Origin of the sequence: Pseudoalteromonas sp. JC28 (assembly GCF_013319255.1) — a bacterium.
GTDB lineage: Bacteria > Pseudomonadota > Gammaproteobacteria > Enterobacterales > Alteromonadaceae > Pseudoalteromonas.
The window spans coordinates 87,443-105,364 of the sequence record NZ_QOKX01000012.1; the positions used below are offsets into that span (position 1 = coordinate 87,443).

The 17,922-nt window shown below is 43.6% G+C and carries 13 protein-coding genes and 3 CRISPR repeat arrays; of the genes, 8 read left to right on the forward strand and 5 right to left on the reverse strand.

Features of this window, described 5'->3' with window-relative positions; translation table 11 throughout:
- Window positions 1–19 precede the first annotated feature (19 nt).
- Complete coding sequence (locus DS891_RS22475; protein ID WP_174170973.1) at window positions 20–337, reverse strand: DUF962 domain-containing protein; 318 nt, start codon at window positions 335–337, stop codon at window positions 20–22.
- 103 nt (window positions 338–440) lie between these two features.
- Between DS891_RS22475 and DS891_RS22480 the strand changes: the two genes are divergently transcribed.
- The gene (locus tag DS891_RS22480; RefSeq protein ID WP_029215860.1) at window positions 441–914 is read left to right on the forward strand and encodes a hypothetical protein; all 474 of its coding nucleotides are present in this window, start codon (window positions 441–443) and stop codon (window positions 912–914) included.
- A gap of 94 nt (window positions 915–1,008) precedes the next feature.
- Here the strand turns inward: DS891_RS22480 and DS891_RS22485 are convergent, their stop codons facing one another.
- Window positions 1,009–1,914, reverse strand: a complete 906-nt coding sequence (locus DS891_RS22485; protein ID WP_010606468.1) for an OmpA family protein — start codon at window positions 1,912–1,914, stop codon at window positions 1,009–1,011.
- A gap of 164 nt (window positions 1,915–2,078) precedes the next feature.
- Here DS891_RS22485 and rnt point away from each other — a divergent pair, with 164 nt between their 5' ends.
- Window positions 2,079–2,753 (forward strand): ribonuclease T, encoded by a 675-nt coding sequence (gene rnt / locus DS891_RS22490; RefSeq protein ID WP_174170974.1) that lies wholly within the window; start codon window positions 2,079–2,081, stop codon window positions 2,751–2,753.
- Window positions 2,754–2,799: 46 nt separating this feature from the next.
- Here the strand turns inward: rnt and DS891_RS22495 are convergent, their stop codons facing one another.
- Window positions 2,800–4,452 (reverse strand): DUF342 domain-containing protein, encoded by a 1,653-nt coding sequence (locus DS891_RS22495; protein ID WP_010606466.1) that lies wholly within the window; start codon window positions 4,450–4,452, stop codon window positions 2,800–2,802.
- Window positions 4,453–4,783: 331 nt separating this feature from the next.
- Here DS891_RS22495 and DS891_RS22500 point away from each other — a divergent pair, with 331 nt between their 5' ends.
- Window positions 4,784–5,935 (forward strand): DUF1887 family CARF protein, encoded by a 1,152-nt coding sequence (locus DS891_RS22500; RefSeq protein ID WP_174170975.1) that lies wholly within the window; start codon window positions 4,784–4,786, stop codon window positions 5,933–5,935.
- A gap of 106 nt (window positions 5,936–6,041) precedes the next feature.
- On the opposite strand, the gene DS891_RS22505 is transcribed toward DS891_RS22500, so the two are convergent.
- Window positions 6,042–8,048 carry a hypothetical protein gene (locus DS891_RS22505; protein ID WP_174170976.1) on the reverse strand — a complete coding sequence of 669 codons (2,007 nt, stop codon included), beginning with the start codon at window positions 8,046–8,048 and terminating at the stop codon, window positions 6,042–6,044.
- A 434-nt stretch (window positions 8,049–8,482) separates the two neighbouring features.
- On the opposite strand from DS891_RS22505, the gene DS891_RS22510 reads away from it, so the two are divergent.
- From DS891_RS22510 to DS891_RS22530, 5 genes are all read left to right on the forward strand, one after another.
- Entirely contained in the window at window positions 8,483–9,283 is an 801-nt protein-coding gene (locus DS891_RS22510; RefSeq protein WP_174170977.1) for a hypothetical protein, read from the forward strand.
- Between the two features lie 2 nt (window positions 9,284–9,285).
- Complete coding sequence (gene csm6 / locus DS891_RS22515) at window positions 9,286–10,401, forward strand: CRISPR-associated ring nuclease Csm6 (protein WP_174170978.1); 1,116 nt, start codon at window positions 9,286–9,288, stop codon at window positions 10,399–10,401.
- Entirely contained in the window at window positions 10,398–10,685 is a 288-nt protein-coding gene (csx16, locus tag DS891_RS22520; protein ID WP_211868595.1) for a CRISPR-associated protein Csx16, read from the forward strand. The genes csm6 and csx16 overlap by 4 nt, the downstream gene beginning before the upstream one ends.
- Window positions 10,682–11,569 (forward strand): hypothetical protein, encoded by an 888-nt coding sequence (locus DS891_RS22525; RefSeq protein WP_174170979.1) that lies wholly within the window; start codon window positions 10,682–10,684, stop codon window positions 11,567–11,569. Before csx16 ends, DS891_RS22525 begins: the two co-directional genes overlap by 4 nt.
- A gap of 690 nt (window positions 11,570–12,259) precedes the next feature.
- A CRISPR array of direct repeats spans window positions 12,260–12,924; the repeat unit is 35 nt; unit sequence GTTCGGAGATACCCCGTTTAATAGGGGATTAAGAC.
- Between the two features lie 2,004 nt (window positions 12,925–14,928).
- Window positions 14,929–15,584: direct repeats of the CRISPR family, unit length 35 nt; unit sequence GTTTGGAGATACCCCGTTTAATAGGGGATTAAGAC.
- 864 nt (window positions 15,585–16,448) lie between these two features.
- Window positions 16,449–16,738: a CRISPR direct-repeat array (repeat unit 31 nt; unit sequence GTTACACCCCGCACACATAGGGGATTGAGAC).
- A gap of 150 nt (window positions 16,739–16,888) precedes the next feature.
- The gene (locus DS891_RS22530; RefSeq protein ID WP_174170980.1) at window positions 16,889–17,707 is read left to right on the forward strand and encodes a hypothetical protein; all 819 of its coding nucleotides are present in this window, start codon (window positions 16,889–16,891) and stop codon (window positions 17,705–17,707) included.
- Here DS891_RS22530 and DS891_RS22535 read toward each other — a convergent pair.
- A partial coding sequence (locus DS891_RS22535) for a transposase domain-containing protein (RefSeq protein ID WP_174170737.1) occupies window positions 17,697–17,922 on the reverse strand: 226 nt, incomplete at its 5' end. The genes DS891_RS22530 and DS891_RS22535 overlap by 11 nt on opposite strands.

A 17,922-nucleotide genomic window follows, 5' to 3' on the forward strand; every position in this document is an offset into this window, starting at 1 on the left:
ATTATCTACTGAGTCTCCTTTACCAAGGTACTTTACCACGGATAATGTCCTTGTACATGACCCAGTCACCCATCAAGCTATATAGCGGATATTGAAATGTCGCAGGCTTATTTTTTTCAAAAAAGAAATGCCCTACCCAAGCAAAACCATAACCCGCGATTGGCAACAACCATAGTAAAGACCAATATGCAAAAACCAGCGCAAAGAGCAAAATCAACAGCACTAAGGTTGAGCCAATAAAATGCAAGCGACGACAGGTTTTGTTTTTGTGCTCCGCGAGATAATAAGGGTAAAACGATGCAAAAGAATTGAACTCTTTGTTATTATTTTTGGTCATGAGAGTATGCGATTCGTTATTCGACTGTAATACTCAGCATAGTGCAAAGTATTTACGTTGAAAATAAAAAAGGAATGAGCGTGGCAACAGGCTCAAAAACAGTATGTTGAAACCCCTAATGATGATCACCGCTGCTATGCTGCTCCAAGCTTGCAACGACACCGCCCCAACTACAAAATCAGAGGCAACGATGAATGCACAAAGTAACATTCAATGCAGTGTGAGTAAGGGTTCCGACTCAGGTATGACCTACCCCATTAATTTCACTTTTACCAACGCAGGCCATAATGATGAAAAGTTTCTAATTTGGCATACCCCTTTTGAAGGCTGGTGGAGCCAATTTTTAGAGGTAACACAAAATGGTAAGTCGCTTAATTATCAAGGACCCATGGCGAAACGACTCGCGCCGACAGCCAATGAATTTATGACCCTAAATGCTGGGCAAAGTAAAAGCGTAGAATTAGATTTAGCACTGGCTTATGAGATAAACACCGCACAGCCCATTACCATCACCTATCACAATCAGCTAAGCCATGCCAATGCATTAAAAGCGTCATGTAGTACGGTATTAGAATAAAACCGATATCAGCACCGTGTCTCGGCTTGTAGGTCGGCTTTTAAGCCGACAACCCAACTAACCAACAACCCACTACAAAACCAAAACCCCAACATCAAGGTCTTGAAATTTGGATCACGACTCGACGGTTCTTACCGCGACCAATAGCATTGTCGTTGGTATCAATATGGCGTTTTTCGCCAAAGCCGTCAGTCATAATCTTATTCTCTTCAACCCCTAAGCTCGCCATATATGATTTAATCGCCTCGGCACGTTTCTTTGACAACCTCAGGTTGGTATCACGGCCGCCATAACTATCGCTATAGGCCGAAATATAAATTTGCTCAATTTTCGAGTCATTTTTAAGATATTCGCCGATCATATCCAAGCGTTTGCGTGACGACTTTGTCAGTTCGCTGGAATTTTTCTTGTAATTCATCACCGTAAAAGCGATGTCTTCAAAGCTGTATGGCAACAAGTTATCGCGACATTGTAAGAACGCCCAATATGCCTGTTTAAAGTTTACTGACGACAAAGAAACTGAGATTTTATCTACGTCGTTGTGCCAATCTTTATAATAAAAAGTGGGAAAGTAGCCCTTTTCAAGCTCAGTCAGCAACTGCCACGCGACGTCATTTTCAAGTTCACCGTCAAATTTTTTCAGTAATTTCATTTGCCCGATGCTTCTTGCCGGTTTGCCGGCTCGCCAAAGCGGTGGCACCGATTCAAGTCCTGCAAAATCGTAACTTTCAGGACGTACCATCATATCAAGGTTAAAGGTTAAGTCTTTATTTTTACTGGCATTACTTGAAAATATAGCTTCACCGTAATACGGAACTTCATGATTAAGCGCACAACTCAAGCGATTGTTTTGGTCAACATTCCAATGTGATGAATCAGCTTCGGCAGCGTATTGCCGCATTGCAGCCTCACTATTAAAGGTAATGGCGCATAACGATATACCAACCCAACCTACTGATTTATATAACTTGATCACCCCACACCTCACAACATCAACCATTAATCTACATGCGCTCAACACGCCAAAAACTAGAGCTTATCTCTACCAATTCGCGCTATTTAGAGTTAAGCAATAAATGTACCATACTAAGCGTTCTCAAGCTGCTCGCTTCTTGTCGAGGTATCAGTATAATAGGCCGCTAAATTTCACAAACCAAGAAGATTATGTCTGATACCGAGCAAACGCTATTTTCAAAACGCTTTCGCGGCTTCTTTCCTGTAGTTATCGACGTGGAAACCGCTGGCTTTAATAAAGATACTGACGCCCTACTAGAAATTGCCGTCAGTATGTTAAAAATGGACGATGACGGGGTATTAAGCTTAGATCAGACAGTACACTTTCATGTTGTGCCTTTTGAAGGCGCAAATATTGAGCAAGCTGCGATTGACTTTAATGGCATTGATCCATTTTCACCACTCAGAGGCGCAGTTGCAGAAGATGAAGTGCTGAAAGAAATTTGCAAAGCCGTGCGTAAAGCCCAAAAAGCCGCGGGCTGTCAGCGCTCCGTTGTCGTCGCCCATAATGCCGCTTTTGATCACGGCTTTTTAAATGCAGCGATTGAGCGTAACAAGATAAAGCGTACGCCTTTTCACCCATTTGTCAGCTTTGACACCACTTCACTTGCCGGGCTTGCTCTAGGGCAAACGGTGCTTGCAAAGGCATGTCGTGCAGCAGGTATCGAGTTCGATAACAGTCAAGCACACAGTGCACTTTACGACACAGAGCGCACCGCAGAGCTCTTTTGCTACATAGTCAACAAGTGGCAAGCATTAGGTGGCTGGCCATTACCAGAGCCTGAAGCCGAGTCAGAACCTGAGTCAACAACCGACACCGAATAATAAAAATGCCAGCAAATCCAGCTGGCATTTTTATAAGTGCTCGTTTTTAAGCTATTTCTGCGGTTTTGGCAGTCGTAAACTGCTGCATGATCTTACCTTCATGCAATTTAACGAAATTAGGCGGGTAAATTCGTGAAAACAGTTTCGTGTCTTTCGCTATTTTCACTTCAGTTCCGGGGTGCATCAGCTCATTAACAGTGACTCGACTCAAGCGTGCTAATCGATGTATTTTTTGCTGTATTAAACCGATGTTACGCTGATTGCGGCCGTAGTGTTTGTTGATTTGCATTTCGCTGTGCTGCAACTTGGCAAGATATGCATCTCGTTTTTGCGATTGCGGCGACGCCTGTGCTTTATTCATGGCTTGTTTAATATCGATGACTTTGGACGCCAGCACCTTTTCCAGCTCCACTAATTCGCGGTGCTTATCGTGCAAACTATCCCAATCTTGGGCTAATGAAATACGCGTTCTTGTGCCTGATGGTGCTCCAAGTTCACCCGTTTCAATACGCATGGCATCCAATACATTTCCGCCAATCAGCTTGCCTCTGGGGGTTTCACCTTTACCGATTTTGATTAAACGCTTGGAAGCCAAGTCACAATGCAAGGCTTGACGTTCAATGAGAATATCTTGTTCGCTTTCAATTCGGCAGTACTGCGCATAGCCTAACGAAACACTGCGCTTTGCTTTAATCGAGCACGAAAAAGGTTCGCCTTCGGTGCGCTTACGACCAATGGTGCCAAGCATTATCGTGACCGCGCTACCACTTTCAAGAATGGCCGATTCCACAAACCCAATAACAGTAATATCGCCCGAAGCCTTAACACGCATTCCATCTTTAATATCACCGCTCACAATCACGCTGCCATCAAACTCAACATGCCCAGTCGTCACATCAATGTTTTCATAACACAGCACATCGTCAACACGCATGCCACGAGGAACGGCTACAGGCACGCCTTTTGAATCGGCAATAAGCAGGTTCTTATCGTTGGGATCGAGCTTGGTGCCTTCTGACACCTCAAGTGGCGCGTCTTTGCCTGGTTTAGGGTCAATCACGTCACCAAACACGGTATAGCCCGGCTCGCCTTCAGTTGGCGGGACTTTTTTCATTAATGGGCTGCCCGGCTTTACGGTGATGATAGCACCTAAGTTGCGCATATCGACTTTACCGCCGCTCGATTCTTGCGGGCTGAGCACTCTGTCCTGCGCTGTCATACACAGGCGCACAAACCGTGCGTCATTGCCATCTTTGGCTCGTTGACCATGCGCAACAATACCATTGTAAGTGTGTCCAGGAGGGAGTTCTAACTGCTGACCGAGAAGATTATCGAGGGCTTTGCCACTGACACCTTTTTTAATACCAGCTTGCTTTAATGCTTGTTTGGCTTTGTTCATACAAACCAACTTACCGCCTCGGGCTGTGGTTACTCTCGCTTCAGCAAGCATGTTGCCTTCTTCAATACGCACAGAAATAGACGCATCGATAGCGCGAGCCACAATCAGCGAGTCCTGCTCGGGCGTCTCACTAGCAGCAAATAATTGACCTATATTGGCATGAATGATTTCAAAATCCGCATATGGCGACTCCTCAATCATCTCTATCAATTGAGACGAGCTCGCCGGAAATCCGGATTCCACTGGATGAGAGAGCAAGTAGACATAGCCCTCATCCTCATCAAAACGAAATAATGACATTCATCAACCCTGAAAAGTATGCACGATCTTATTGTTATGTTGTTATTTTTAATGCAGCGAACTCATTTGAGCATAACTTCGCCAAATTGTTAAGCTTAACATTGCCTGAACTGCTACAAATTATAAATGAATGTAAATCATTCCGTGCATTAAAAGTACAACTTATTATTTTCCTTAGATTTATCGACTTTACAGTGCAGAACTTTAGACAAACTTTGGGATTTCACGCCAAATGGCGGCAAATTAATAACTAAGTATTACTCTGTTTTACACTTGCCGTTTTATAGGGTAATTTCATCTTTCATGAAGGACATAACTTTTACGGACAGTCATGACAAAGCACGTACACCTTAGTTTTATCGACACTAACTTTATTAACACGCTTACACCTGTACTCGACCACAATATCGACTCGGATGAAATACTCTATTTAATAGAATCTCAACAACAACAAAACCTTGAAGATATTAAAAGAGTGTTGGGGCCAAGAGGGGTAAAAGTACATCACGCCTTTATTCCCACCAGCCGAGATAGTGACACCTTAATCGACAGCTTCCACCAGCTCATTGATACCCTAATTAGTGAACAACCAGATACCCAATTTGTGTTTAATGCCAGTTGCGGCGACCGCCAACACTTACTTGCGATGTATGAGGTGATCCGCGCCTATCCAATAGAATGTTTTATCATTGAACCCGAGCGCGACGAACTTCACTGGCTTGTACCAACAGAGCGAGTCAACACCATCCTTGCCGATAAATTAAAGATACGCGATTTTTTTAACCTCATCGACGGCGATATCACCGAAATTGCAAATGAGGGTATCGTTGATATTCGCTATCGCCAGCTCGGTGCCAAATGGGCAACCAGTCAAACAGATTTTAGCCATGCTCTCGCCCAGCTCAACTACCTCGCTGCCAGCAGCGAAGATAATGCACTTATTAGTGAGCCTTTGAGTCGCAGCCAAATGAATAGCCCAAGTTTGCAAACACTCATTGACGATTTAGAAGATGCTAACGTCGCCACAAGGCAAGACGACAAATTAAAGTTTGCTAATGAAGGCGCTCGTTTTTTTGCCAACGGTGGCTGGCTAGAAGAATATGTTTACGCCACCCTCCTCAGCCTAAAAAAAGAACTCACGATTTTACAAGATGTCGCCCAAGGCGTTGCGATTAAACGTCGCGTGGGGCAAGGCTATGTCAATAACGAGCTAGACATTGTGGCGCTCGCCAACAATAAGCTTCACCTCATTGAATGCAAAACCAAAAAGTTTAGTAAAGGGGAAGGCAACCAAGTGATATACAAACTTGATTCCCTCAGCGAGCTATTTGGCGGCGTACAAGCAAGAGGCCTACTGGTGAGCTATCAAGGCATTAGAACTTCGGAAAGACTGCGCGCCAAAGCGCTAGAAATTGGCCTGATCTGCGAAGACGACCTTGGCCAACTTAAAGATAGACTACGCAACTGGTTGCGCGGAGCGTAAACACAAAAGGCAACATATCCAGCGTTTGTTGGCGCTGCGTTTATCACCCCTACAAACACACAAAAGCGGTGGCGAGTGCGCCGCTTTTGTGTGGTACAAACCGCAACTACTCGCCGTGCACTAAATAGACTTGTTGTTGCTCACGGGTACGCTCATAATTAATGTAAATCCCTGTGCCCGAGTCAAGCAGCAATGGCCCTACTCCTTGTGCGCTTTCTTCTAACATGGATTTATATTCACTTTGCGGTGCAATAAAATTAAGATGCGCACCCAATCCAACACTTAGTTTTAATAGCCAATTCCCTGCGTTATCAAGCTGTACATGTGCATCATCGTTTAAGTTGTAAAACCCAACTTTTTCCTGCCAATACCACGTATTTGAGTCGGGATAGTATTGTCCAACAATGGAAGTGGTATCATAACCTTCGGTGGCAACCGCTAATACGCCGGCAGGGTTGTAGTCAAGGCTCAAGTAATTGGCTTGGCGATAGGTATAGTTACCAAACTGCGGCTCAAGTAAAAATGGTGCCTGCCAGGTGTCGCTGTTTTTGTCATAAAAGCGGCATAACGTTCTCTCGTTATAATCAAAACACCAGGTTTGATTTCCCTTGTTGTCTTTCGCTGTGGCTCTGAGCGTCATGTTTTTCATCGGATAGTCGCCTTGCACAACTACTTTGGCACCTGCTTCCGAGAGCGCATACCAATCAAGATCTTCACTCTGGTCATTTGGCAAGCCAATAATTATATGACCTTCAGCTTCCATGCGATTGATATACTCATAAAACTGCCCTTCATTTAAGCCGGTGTTAGCAACAAGCGACTCTTCAACAATGCGCATAAGTACGTAACCACCAATATAAATACCATTACCATCACTATCGTGAGCAACATGCACTAACGCCCAAGGTGATTCAAGCCAAGGTTGTATCACCTCAATAGACTGAATGATCCCTTCGACCCCTTTATAATTGAGCGCTTGATCAAACTGATATTGCTTTTCAATATGTTGATAATTAGGTGCCTCACCATCAAGCTCAATGGTTTTTACATGGGTTTTTACGGTCACTATCCCACCAGCTCGGTTTGACTCACTTCGGTGTACCCGCAAACGTTCACCTAACTGTGTACTCTCTTTAAACTGGTTAAGATGCTCAGTTAAGGCATCACTTTTTACCAACGCATTTTCGCCAAGCGCTGGGTCAAAAGTGTAGGCCAATGGCGCTTCCGTGACTGCTGCACTGGCTAATATAACAAAGGTGTCTTTGCTGTCGTTTTTCCATACGTATGTTGGCCTATTGCCATCCACCGGTTTTGGTAGCTCGCCCCAATGGCTTAGCTTATCTGCGGCAATATCGCCAGGATTGGTCGGTGCGATTTGCCATTGTTCGTTTTGATATACCACTTCAAGAGCATTCCAATCGAGCGGGTTTTGTGCGTCTTTCCATGCCTTAATAAGCGCAGCCACTTGCTTGGCGGCGAGTGGTTTTTCAGTCTCTGCAAGGTCGCTAAAATACACCTTTTGAAATGCCGTTGAGATAGCCATTAGCGCCTCGTCTGACTGAGCGATATAATCTTTAGCGATATCTAATTGGCTCAACCCAATATCACTCGCCGCAGCCGCGACGGCATCAGCCAACTCCCCACCGCTCTTAAGCTTATCTGCAACATAATGAGACAAGGGCGAAATCACACTGGCCAGTGGCGGCGCGATAAGTTGCTGAGCAGATTGAACCGCAGGCTGACCATCAGCCCGCTTAGTGACCCCCGGTACAAAGTTAGCGACGAGCAGATAGTTTTGTTCGTCGTCTATATCTTTAACATCTAGCGTGACTTTACCGTTTTCTGCCGTTAAACCACTCGGCTCATCAGCCTGCATCGCTAAGTCGCCATTTACATCCATAAATACGCGTACACTTTGGTAACCAGGTACTGTCACGGTGTGACTGTCTAGTGCCGTGGGTGTATCTGTGTTATCTCCGTTATTGCTGTTGTCACCATTGCTACTGTCACCGTTATTTACCGGTGTTGTAGAACTTGAACCGCCACCGCATGCATTCAGTGCGGTAGTGATAGCTAAAACTAAAGTCAATTTACTAAAAGAAGTCTTTAACATGCTAAATCCTTTATATTCACCTGTTGATAAATTTAAACTTTTCAATCACGTCACATTCGCTATAAAGTAATACCAAATGTAACGCCAAGAGAAAGACCGCATTAATTTGCTGGGCGACATGGGCGCAACTGGTAAAACGCGACACCTTAATCTCTCAATACCAATTTGCTTAATTAAGTGGTCTACTTTGAGGCGAGAAAATCTTGTCGATAACCAGGCAAAAATTTTGCTATTTAGTTACTCTAAATAAGAAATTTTTAACGCCGTTAGCGTCAGATTTACTCCTTCAAATTGAGCAAGTATTAAGGCCAATTGGTATCACACAGCATAAAAGATGAAAATGCAGAGAGGGATTTCACAAACTTGTGAAACCTAATTTCAGCACAAAATGGAGTTAACTAACTTAGTCAAATTGAGTAGCAGGAGGCGATATAATGAAACAAACAAGTTATGTAATCTTGGCGCTAGTAGCGCTAATAAGCGGCTGTGAAAGCACCAGTTACCCATACCAAAAAAGCAAAGCGTATTGGCCAAACCAAGTTGACTTAGCAAGAGTATGCAGTGCTCAAATCGCGCCTTGCCACCAAGTCTTTTTAAGTCATTGGGATGCATTAAAACGTGCGCTGTTTCCACGTAAATCTTGGTTTGTGGATAACAAATCGCACCAGCCTAGTAATTATGTTACCCAAGCTGCACTCACGTATTGGGGCAGTTTACAGCAAGTAGAAAAGCAAGATTGCCCAGCCAACTACAACACCTGCCCAACCTACAAGCTGAGCGACCTGCAAAGCCCTGTTGCCTATCATCAATATCGTCATGGCCTGCTTAGTCAATTTGGCATACCAGAAAAGCACCGCGACTTTTCTTATACGACTAAAAACGTGCAACATATTACCTTTACCAATCAAGGGCACTGCCCCAACTCTCCGCTTGGTACAGCGCAAAGCGTGTGTGCTTACTTAAATGCGCCCAGCATGGCAGAGCAAACAGGAATCATTAATAACCACAAACCCAACCCCTACAATAACGACCAAAAACTCAGCGGCAGCTACGCATTATTTGAAATACATATCACTAACAATGAATTAAAACAGCAAGGCGTGTTCAACCACAGCATCGTGCTTCACATCGCCGTGCCCGGTGATAAAAATACGTGGCAACAGCAAAGCTGGGCACAAATACAAGATGCTCTAAAACGTGCCGTTGTGGTATTTGAACAAACAGAGGAAGAATAGCAATGAAACACACACTGCTTGCCGTTACAGGCATGTCACCTCAGGTGATCACTGAATCCATTTATGCCTTTTACAAAAAAGGACAACCCATAGACGAAGTCAAAGTCATCACCACAACAAGAGGTAAAAAAGAAATTTGGCTTAACCTGATGCTCGGCCAAGACGGGCAACCACCGATGCTACAGCAACTCATCAATGACTATAATTTGCCCTCGATTACCTTTACCCAAGACAATATTTTTGTGATTGAAGATAACCAAGGAAATCAGCTAGAAGACGCAAGAACCGAGCTTGAACATCAAGCCTTAGCCGACTTTATTACTCAAAAGGTTCAACAAGAAACCGAAAAGCCAGAGCAAACCGTGCATGCCTCTATTGCTGGCGGTAGAAAAACCATGACCTTTTTATTGGGATACGCCATGAGTTTATATGGCCGACATCAAGATACTTTAAGCCATGTATTAGTAGACGAACCATTTGAAAGTAGCGAGTTTTATTACCCAACCCCCTACTCAAAAGCGATCCACACCCGACTTGGTCGCACCGAAGACGCTAAAGATGCCAACGTTAGCTTAGCGCTTATCCCATTTGTTAGATTACGTCAAGAGTTGCCAGAGAGTCTGCTCAGCGGCCAAGCAAGCTACACGCAAGCCGTAGAGATTTTAAATTTGGCCCATGAGAAATATACATTGGTTATTGATGTTTTTAACAGGCAACTACAAATTGAAAACCACATAGTAGAACTTCCTCCTTCTGTATTAACTTTTTACTGGTGGTTTTTAACCATGCAAGAACAACAAGGTGGAAGTGTTGTTTCCCCAAAACAAAGAAGTAAAGAGTATGGTGACTCTTTTGCCGAGCTAAACAGTATTATCAAAGACGAATTTAGTATGGATGACTTAAAAGCGTCAGCATTTAAAAAAGACAGTTTAGGGCAAGGAATGTCGAGCGCCTTTTTTACAGAGAAAGTCTCACTACTAAACAAAGCCATAGCAAAGCAGCTAGGACAATCTTTTCTACACCAGCTAGGCATTAATAAAGTCAACTACAACAGAAGAGATAGCTTGTACTACAAAGTCGCACTACCACTTGAACGAATAGAGGTGATCTCATCATGAATTATTTTATCAGCCGCCATAGTGGTGCAATTCAATGGGCTAAGCAACATCTTCACATAGACCGTTTTATCACCCATTTAAATATTAACGAGATCCAAGCGGGAGATGAAGTATATGGCACCCTGCCCGTTAACCTAGCGGCGCAGTGCTGCAAAAAAGGAGCACTTTATTTTCATTTAAACCTAACTCTACCAGAAGAGCTCAGAGGCAAAGAATTAACGCACACGCAAATGGAAACACTCGATGCAAATGTAACCCAGTATGATATTAAGGAAATGCCATGATCCGTAATAGACTCAAGTTTTTCCAACAAAAGATCTCAAGCAAAAACGCGGGGGTCTTTTTGTCTGGTACCTTATCCCTTGTCAGCCTAGCCTGGATTGGCGATCAGAGCTTTTTTTATTTTTACAACAAAGAGCAGTTTATTCTCTCTGCGCTGGTTTATGCCATTGTCGCTTTTTTTGCATTTAGTACCTTAACCGCGTTTTTAGCCTTTGATTATATCCGCGTGCGTGACTTGTCTAGCACCAATGACCTACCCAAAGCCGAGATCCTAATTATGGCAGTGTCGCCCATCTCGTTTGGCTATCAAATACGTGAGCATGGCGGTGTGTTTACGTTATACCAAAGGCAAGTTGATGAGCAGCAACAAGTACATTGGATTGAAAAAGCCCAATTTAGTGGCACATTGCAAAAAGATATTACCATGCTCGATAATTATCGCCTGAACTGGCAACAAACCCTGCGCGCACTCAAAGCAAATATAGGTGGATTACAACAAGCCGTGCTCGTTCCAAGTGAGCAACTAAGAGAGCACATGTATGACGAGGTGAAGCAAATTCATATTTATCAACGCTGGCTCGCCCAATACGGACAAGATCCTCATGCCCCCGAAAACAATTTTATTGTTACCATCCATAAAGAAGCCGTTAACAAAGACAATATGCGCCAATACTATGATGCCTTTGACTATGAGATTGATCTAGCGCGATTGCAGTGCCATGACGAAAAGAAAATTCGGGTGGATGTAACCGGTGGTCAAGTTACCGCCAGCATTGGTGGTAGCCTTGCGACCCTACACAACAATTGCGCTATGCAGTACATAAACAATGACAAGGTCGTAAACAACTACAGTGCAGGTATCAAGCAAGTGCAAGCCAATCCATAACCACCTACCTTAGCATCACGCTCAACACATTCCGGCGCAAGCCGGAACCCCTAAAAAAAATAGCTAATCTCACTACACAAGCTACCAATCAATCGCTACACTTTGCCAAGCTAATAACGGCGCAAGTACTTAACTAGCACGTGCATTTTAGTTAGTATAGTAGTTGGCCGCTAACCCGAGCCTACTGACATAACAATAAAAAATGAGATTTCAGCAAGTTAGCAAGATTGTATACACGTCCCTATTTTATACTGTGTACAAGTATTTAGTTAGTCTAAAAGCATACACAATGAGCTATATTTGAGTTATTAAAAACCAATCAACATAACCAAAAAGAATAAAAGGTTTACACGCTTTTTACCTTCTAATGCACTACACTTGCGGTTATCCACAAAATTCGACCGCATAAAACTTGCTAACGTTATAAGCTGTGGACTGTAATCGATTTTGCTCTTTAAAAACATCACATTATCACTGTACCCATGACGTAATATGACAAACTCATCGGAACAGACAAAAACGCTAAAAACCGCAAGTTCTGAAGTTATTGAACTTTATCGGTTTTATGCAATAGCCCGTAAGCTAAATCGCACAAATGTCAGTAGCTATTGACTATTTTAATAACTCTGGTAAAACTATGTGTTATCCACCGCTGCAGGCCACGCCACACAAGGCGTCAACACTGCAAGGGTTCGGAGATACCCCGTTTAATAGGGGATTAAGACGTCAATAAAGACGACTCCCATGATGATTGTTACTGTTCGGAGATACCCCGTTTAATAGGGGATTAAGACACGCTTTCTTCAGATTTAGAAATAATCTCTGAATGTTCGGAGATACCCCGTTTAATAGGGGATTAAGACAGGACGTTACTCCCCTCTCGTAAGTACGATTGCGTGTTTGGAGATACCCCGTTTAATAGGGGATTAAGACTAAGAAACCCATGCTTCTATTAATTCGTCAGTTGCGGGTTTGGAGATACCCCGTTTAATAGGGGATTAAGACTTACCCAGAAAAGCCTGATCTCTTCCAGTTTCTAGTTTGGAGATACCCCGTTTAATAGGGGATTAAGACAAACTAAGCCTAAAAATAAAATAGGGAAGATGATAGTTCGGAGATACCCCGTTTAACAGGGGATTAAGACCATCCACATGTGCAGATGTTATTACAATTGCTTCTGCGTTCGGAGATACCCCGTTTAACAGGGGATTAAGGCTCTACCTGAGTGTACCCTGTGCTTCGAAAAGTTGTTCGGAGATACCCCGTTTAATAGGGGATTAAGACCAGTACTTACCGTCGACGAAGCCAGAGGCTCCGAAGGTTCGGAGATACCCCGTTTAATAGGCTGAAACCCGTCTCGAGACAAGCGAGTTGAGACATTCGCGACGTAAAGTCGCTGCTACGAGTTATGCCCCCTCCCCCTCAACAATGCGTGTATGATCCAGCCTTTGATCTTATTATCGCTAGCCTTAGGTTCTCATCAAAACTCCACACAGCTAGCGGCAAGTTAACTTGATGAATACCTTATAGTTTACAAAATGACCCGTGGCACAAGATCAAAAATAGCAGTACAATGACCATATCTAGCGGAAAATCGCTGATTTGCTCTTTAAAAATAGTCGCTTTGTGTTTAATTTAAACATAACACGCTACACCCCGCACACATAGGGGATTGAGACCATGTTTTCGCATTTCGCTAAAACCTGCCTGACGTGCTACACCCCGCACACATAGGGGATTGAGACCAGAAGGGCGAGATTATCAATAACGGAGGACGCAGTTTGGAGATACCCCGTTTAACAGGGGATTAAGACATAAGTTGACAGCACCAGCTGGCACCATGTTCTTAGTTTGGAGACACCCCGCTTAATAGGTTGAAACCCGTCTCGAGACAAGCGAGTTAAGAGATTCGCGACGTAAAGTCGCTGCTACGACTTGGACGGCCGAAGCGGTTAGCGCTTCATGGACGAATCAATGTGCACGGCCTAAAACTGGAAAGCTTTATAGTTTATACAGCGATTTAAAGCTGAGCCGTAGTACATCCCTGTAGCTTGGCTCCATCAGGCATCCATGCCTTCACCTCCTCAAGCTGCGAAACTGCGTTTCGGTCTTTCGTCGTCCATCTCGAGGCAAGCTAGTTAAAAGAGTCGCGACGTAAAGTCGCTGCTACGACTTGGACGGCCGAAGCGGTTATCGCTTCATGGACGAATCAATGTGCACGGCCTAAAACTGGAAAGCTTTATAGTTTATACCGCGATTTAAAGCTGAGCCGTAATACATCCCTGTAGCTGGTTCCATCAGGCATCGCCCTCACCTCCTCAAAACAAGCAAGTTAAAAGAGTCGCGACGTAAAGTCATAGCAACACCAGCCCCGTAGCAGCGGGTTTATCCCGCGATAGGTACTGTAGAACCAATTAAAGATATCTAATCTAAAAGATTCGCGACGTAAAGTCGCTGCTACGAGTTATGCCCCCTCCCCCTCAACAATGCGTGTATGATCCAGCCTTTGATCTTATTATCGCTAGCCTTAGGTTCTCATCAAAACTCCACACAGCTAGCGGCAAGTTAACTTGATGAATACCTTATAGTTTACAAAATGACCCGTGGCACAAGATCAAAAATAGCAGTACAATGACCATATCTAGCGGAAAATCGCTGATTTGCTCTTTAAAAATAGTCGCTTTGGGAATTCGTTAATCCCCTTATCACCAGGAATTACGTTACACCCCGCACACATAGGGGATTGAGACACTACCGTTTTCGTAATATCTAACCTTTGTAGGTGTTACACCCCGCACACATAGGGGATTGATACAGTGACTACAGCTTTGAACTATTAAGTAACCCGAACCTACTGACATAACAATAAGCAATGAAATTTCAGCAAGTTAGCAAGATTGTATACAAGTCCCTATTTTACACTGTGTACAAGTATTTAGTTGGTCTATAAGCATACACAATGAGCTATATTTAAGTTATTAAAAACCAATCAAAATAACCAAAAAGAATAAAAGGTTTACACGCTTTTTACCTTCTAATGCACTACACTTGCGGTTATCCACAAAATGCGATCACATAAAACTTGCTCACGTTATAAGCTGTGGACTGTAATCGATTTTGCTCTTTAAAAACATCACGTTATCACTGTACCCATGACGTAATATGACAAACTCATCGGAACAGACAAAAACGCTAAAAACCGCACGTTCTGAAGTTATTGAACTTTATCGGTTTTATGCAATAGCCCGTAAGCTAAATCGCACAAATGTCAGTAGCTATTGACTATTTTAATAACTCTGGTAAAGCTATGTGTTATCCACCGCTGCAGGCCACGCCACACAAGGCGTCAACACTGCAAGGTTTGGAGATACCCCGTTTAATAGGGGATTAAGACCTCTATAGAAATAGGGGTAGATGGTGATATTGGGTTTGGAGATACCCCGTTTAATAGGGGATTAAGACTGATAGTGGTGTTTTCATCCACCTCAGTCATTTGTTTGGAGATACCCCGTTTAATAGGGGATTAAGACCGTTTGTTCGCCGTCCGCTCAAAATTATTTAAAGGTTTGGAGATACCCCGTTTAATAGGGGATTAAGACCAATAGTCAAGCCCTCCCAAATCACGGATAATGGGTTTGGAGATACCCCGTTTAATAGGGGATTAAGACGTATCCCCGGTGTTGTAACGAATAGAATCGTTTAAGTTTGGAGATACCCCGTTTAATAGGGGATTAAGACCCATCGCTGATCAACGTGTTTTTTTCAATACGAGTGTTTGGAGATACCCCGTTTAATAGGGGATTAAGACAACCAGTCCGAATTCGGCTTTACACTTACAACTTGTGTTTGGAGATACCCCGTTTAATAGGGGATTAAGACACATTTATATTTAGCTCTCTGGCTGTGATTTGGGTTCGGAAATACCCCGTTTAACAGGGGATTAAGACTTGGCGTGCCCATCCACTGTGTGAAAATCACGAGTTTGGAGATACCCCGTTTAATAGGTTGAAACCCGTCTCGAGACAAGCGAGTGCTCGCAGCTTGGCTAGGGTTGAAACTGAGGCCTTGGACGGCCGAAGCGGTTAGCGCTTCATGGACGAATCAATGTGCACGGCCTAAAACTGGAAAGCTTTTTAGTTTATACAGCGATTTAAAGCTGAGCCGTAATACATCCCTGTAGCTGGTTCCATCAGGCATCGCCCTCACCTCCTCAAAACAAGCAAGTTAAAAGAGTCGCGACGTAAAGTCGCTGCTACGACTTGGACGGCCGAAGCGGTTAGCGCTTCATGGATGAATCAATGTGCACGGCCTAGAACTGGAAAGCTTTTTAGTTTATACCGCGATTTAAAGCTGAGCCGTAATACATCCCTGTAGCTGGTTCCATCAGGCATCGCCCTCACCTCCTCAAAACAAGCAAGTTAAAAGAGTCGCGACGTAAAGTCATAGCTACGCCAGCCCCGTAGCAGCGGGTTTATCCCGCGATAGGTACTGTAAAACCAATTAAAGATATCTAATCTAGAAGAGTCGCGACGTAAAGTCATAGCAACACCAGCCCCGTAGCAGCGGGTTTATCCCGCGATTAGGTACTGTAAAACCAATTAAAGATATCTAATCTAAAAGAGTCGCGACGTAAAGTCGCTGCTACGAGTTATGCCCCCTCCCCCCTCAACAATGCGTGTATGATCCAGCCTTTGATCTTATTATCGCTAGCCTTAGGTTCTCATCAAAACTCCACACAGCTAGCGGCAAGTTAACTTGATGAATACTTTGTAGTTTACAAAATGACCCGTGGCACAAGATCAAAAATAGCAGTACAATGACCATATCTAGCGGAAAACCGCTGATTCGCTCTTTAAAAATCGTCGCTTTGGCGCTGGCTGTTACACCCCGCACACATAGGGGATTGAGACTTACCTACTAAAATGGTAGAAGCTTTAGGAACAGTTACACCCCGCACACATAGGGGATTGAGACAGGGGAGCCTATGAGTGATGTAACGGTAGTGATGTTACACCCCGCACACATAGGGGATTGAGACCTTGATAGTGGAGTGGTAGATAAAACATTAGCTCGTTACACCCCGCACACATAGGGGATTGAGACTCTTGCCTTAGCTTCATAATCCAAAAGGTTCTATAGTTACACCCCGCACACATAGGGGATTGAGACTCGCAAACTTGGTTGATGGCAAACTAAACTGTAGGGTTACCCCCGCACACATGAGTTGAAACGTCAGCTTTACTCAAGATCATGCAGAACATAACGCAATGCAGTCATGAGTGAAATTCAAAATAAAATACATTACAAGGAGTAACCAAGATGATGGAAAAAGAAGATAACCAAGTTAGTGCTAACACAACTCCTCTTACACTTACAGTTTATGCATTATCTATTCTGCTGTTACTATTAACCGGTGCTGCTGGTAATATCCTATTGCAGTTATTTCCTCATTCACAGGGGCTACTCACAAGTGTCTTATGCATATGTGTTGTTGTGGTAGCAATTTCGCTTTATAAGCTCTTTTCACTGCGCTGGGAGTTTAATAAAAGAATGGGTTATGACGATACCCATACAAACCAAAGTAAGGTTTTAGAGTGCTTTTACGTACTCACAGCAATTACGTTACTCGCAACAATTGTTGCTTGGTTTAGTAATTTACTTACAGTGTTTACTGCAGATTTAGCTAACGCTAAAATCGTGATCGTTTCCTTGGTTGCGGTTTGTGCAATCTTACTTATATACACACATTCGAACAAAGTCTTAACCGCAACAAGAAAGTACCAGTGGAGTGTATTTGCAGTGTTAAGCATAGGCTTTGTCATCAATAGTTGGTTTGAAATCAACCAAATGATTTATTACTTATCTATCTTTGGTTATTTTATTTTAATGGCAACACTTATTGCCATCATTACGGTTGTTTACAGCAGGCGAATTATTGACCTCATCAATAGAAAATCTGACGATGATGCTAGAAAAGTTTTAGTTATTCCACTCTCTGCCACCGACGAAGACTTCCCTGAATTGACTTACAATGATTTTGCCCATGCAACTAAACAGTTAGGTAAACATAAATCTGTTGTAGCCCTTGCAGCAATTCAAAAAAACGTAAGCGTACGGCTAACTACACCTAGAGGCTAACATGCCAGGGCAGTAAACTGTCGATATCGCACTGTGGCTGGGCTAATTCATTTAAGCAATGCATCACATAATCGAATGGGGTGTGGCCGTTTGCTCTGGCTGTTTCGATCACGCTGTAGAGGATTGCGCTACTCTCAGCGCCACTTGTGGTGAAGCTAAACAGCCAGTTCTTTCGCCCTATGACGAACGGTTTGATAGCGCGCTCTGCCCGGTTG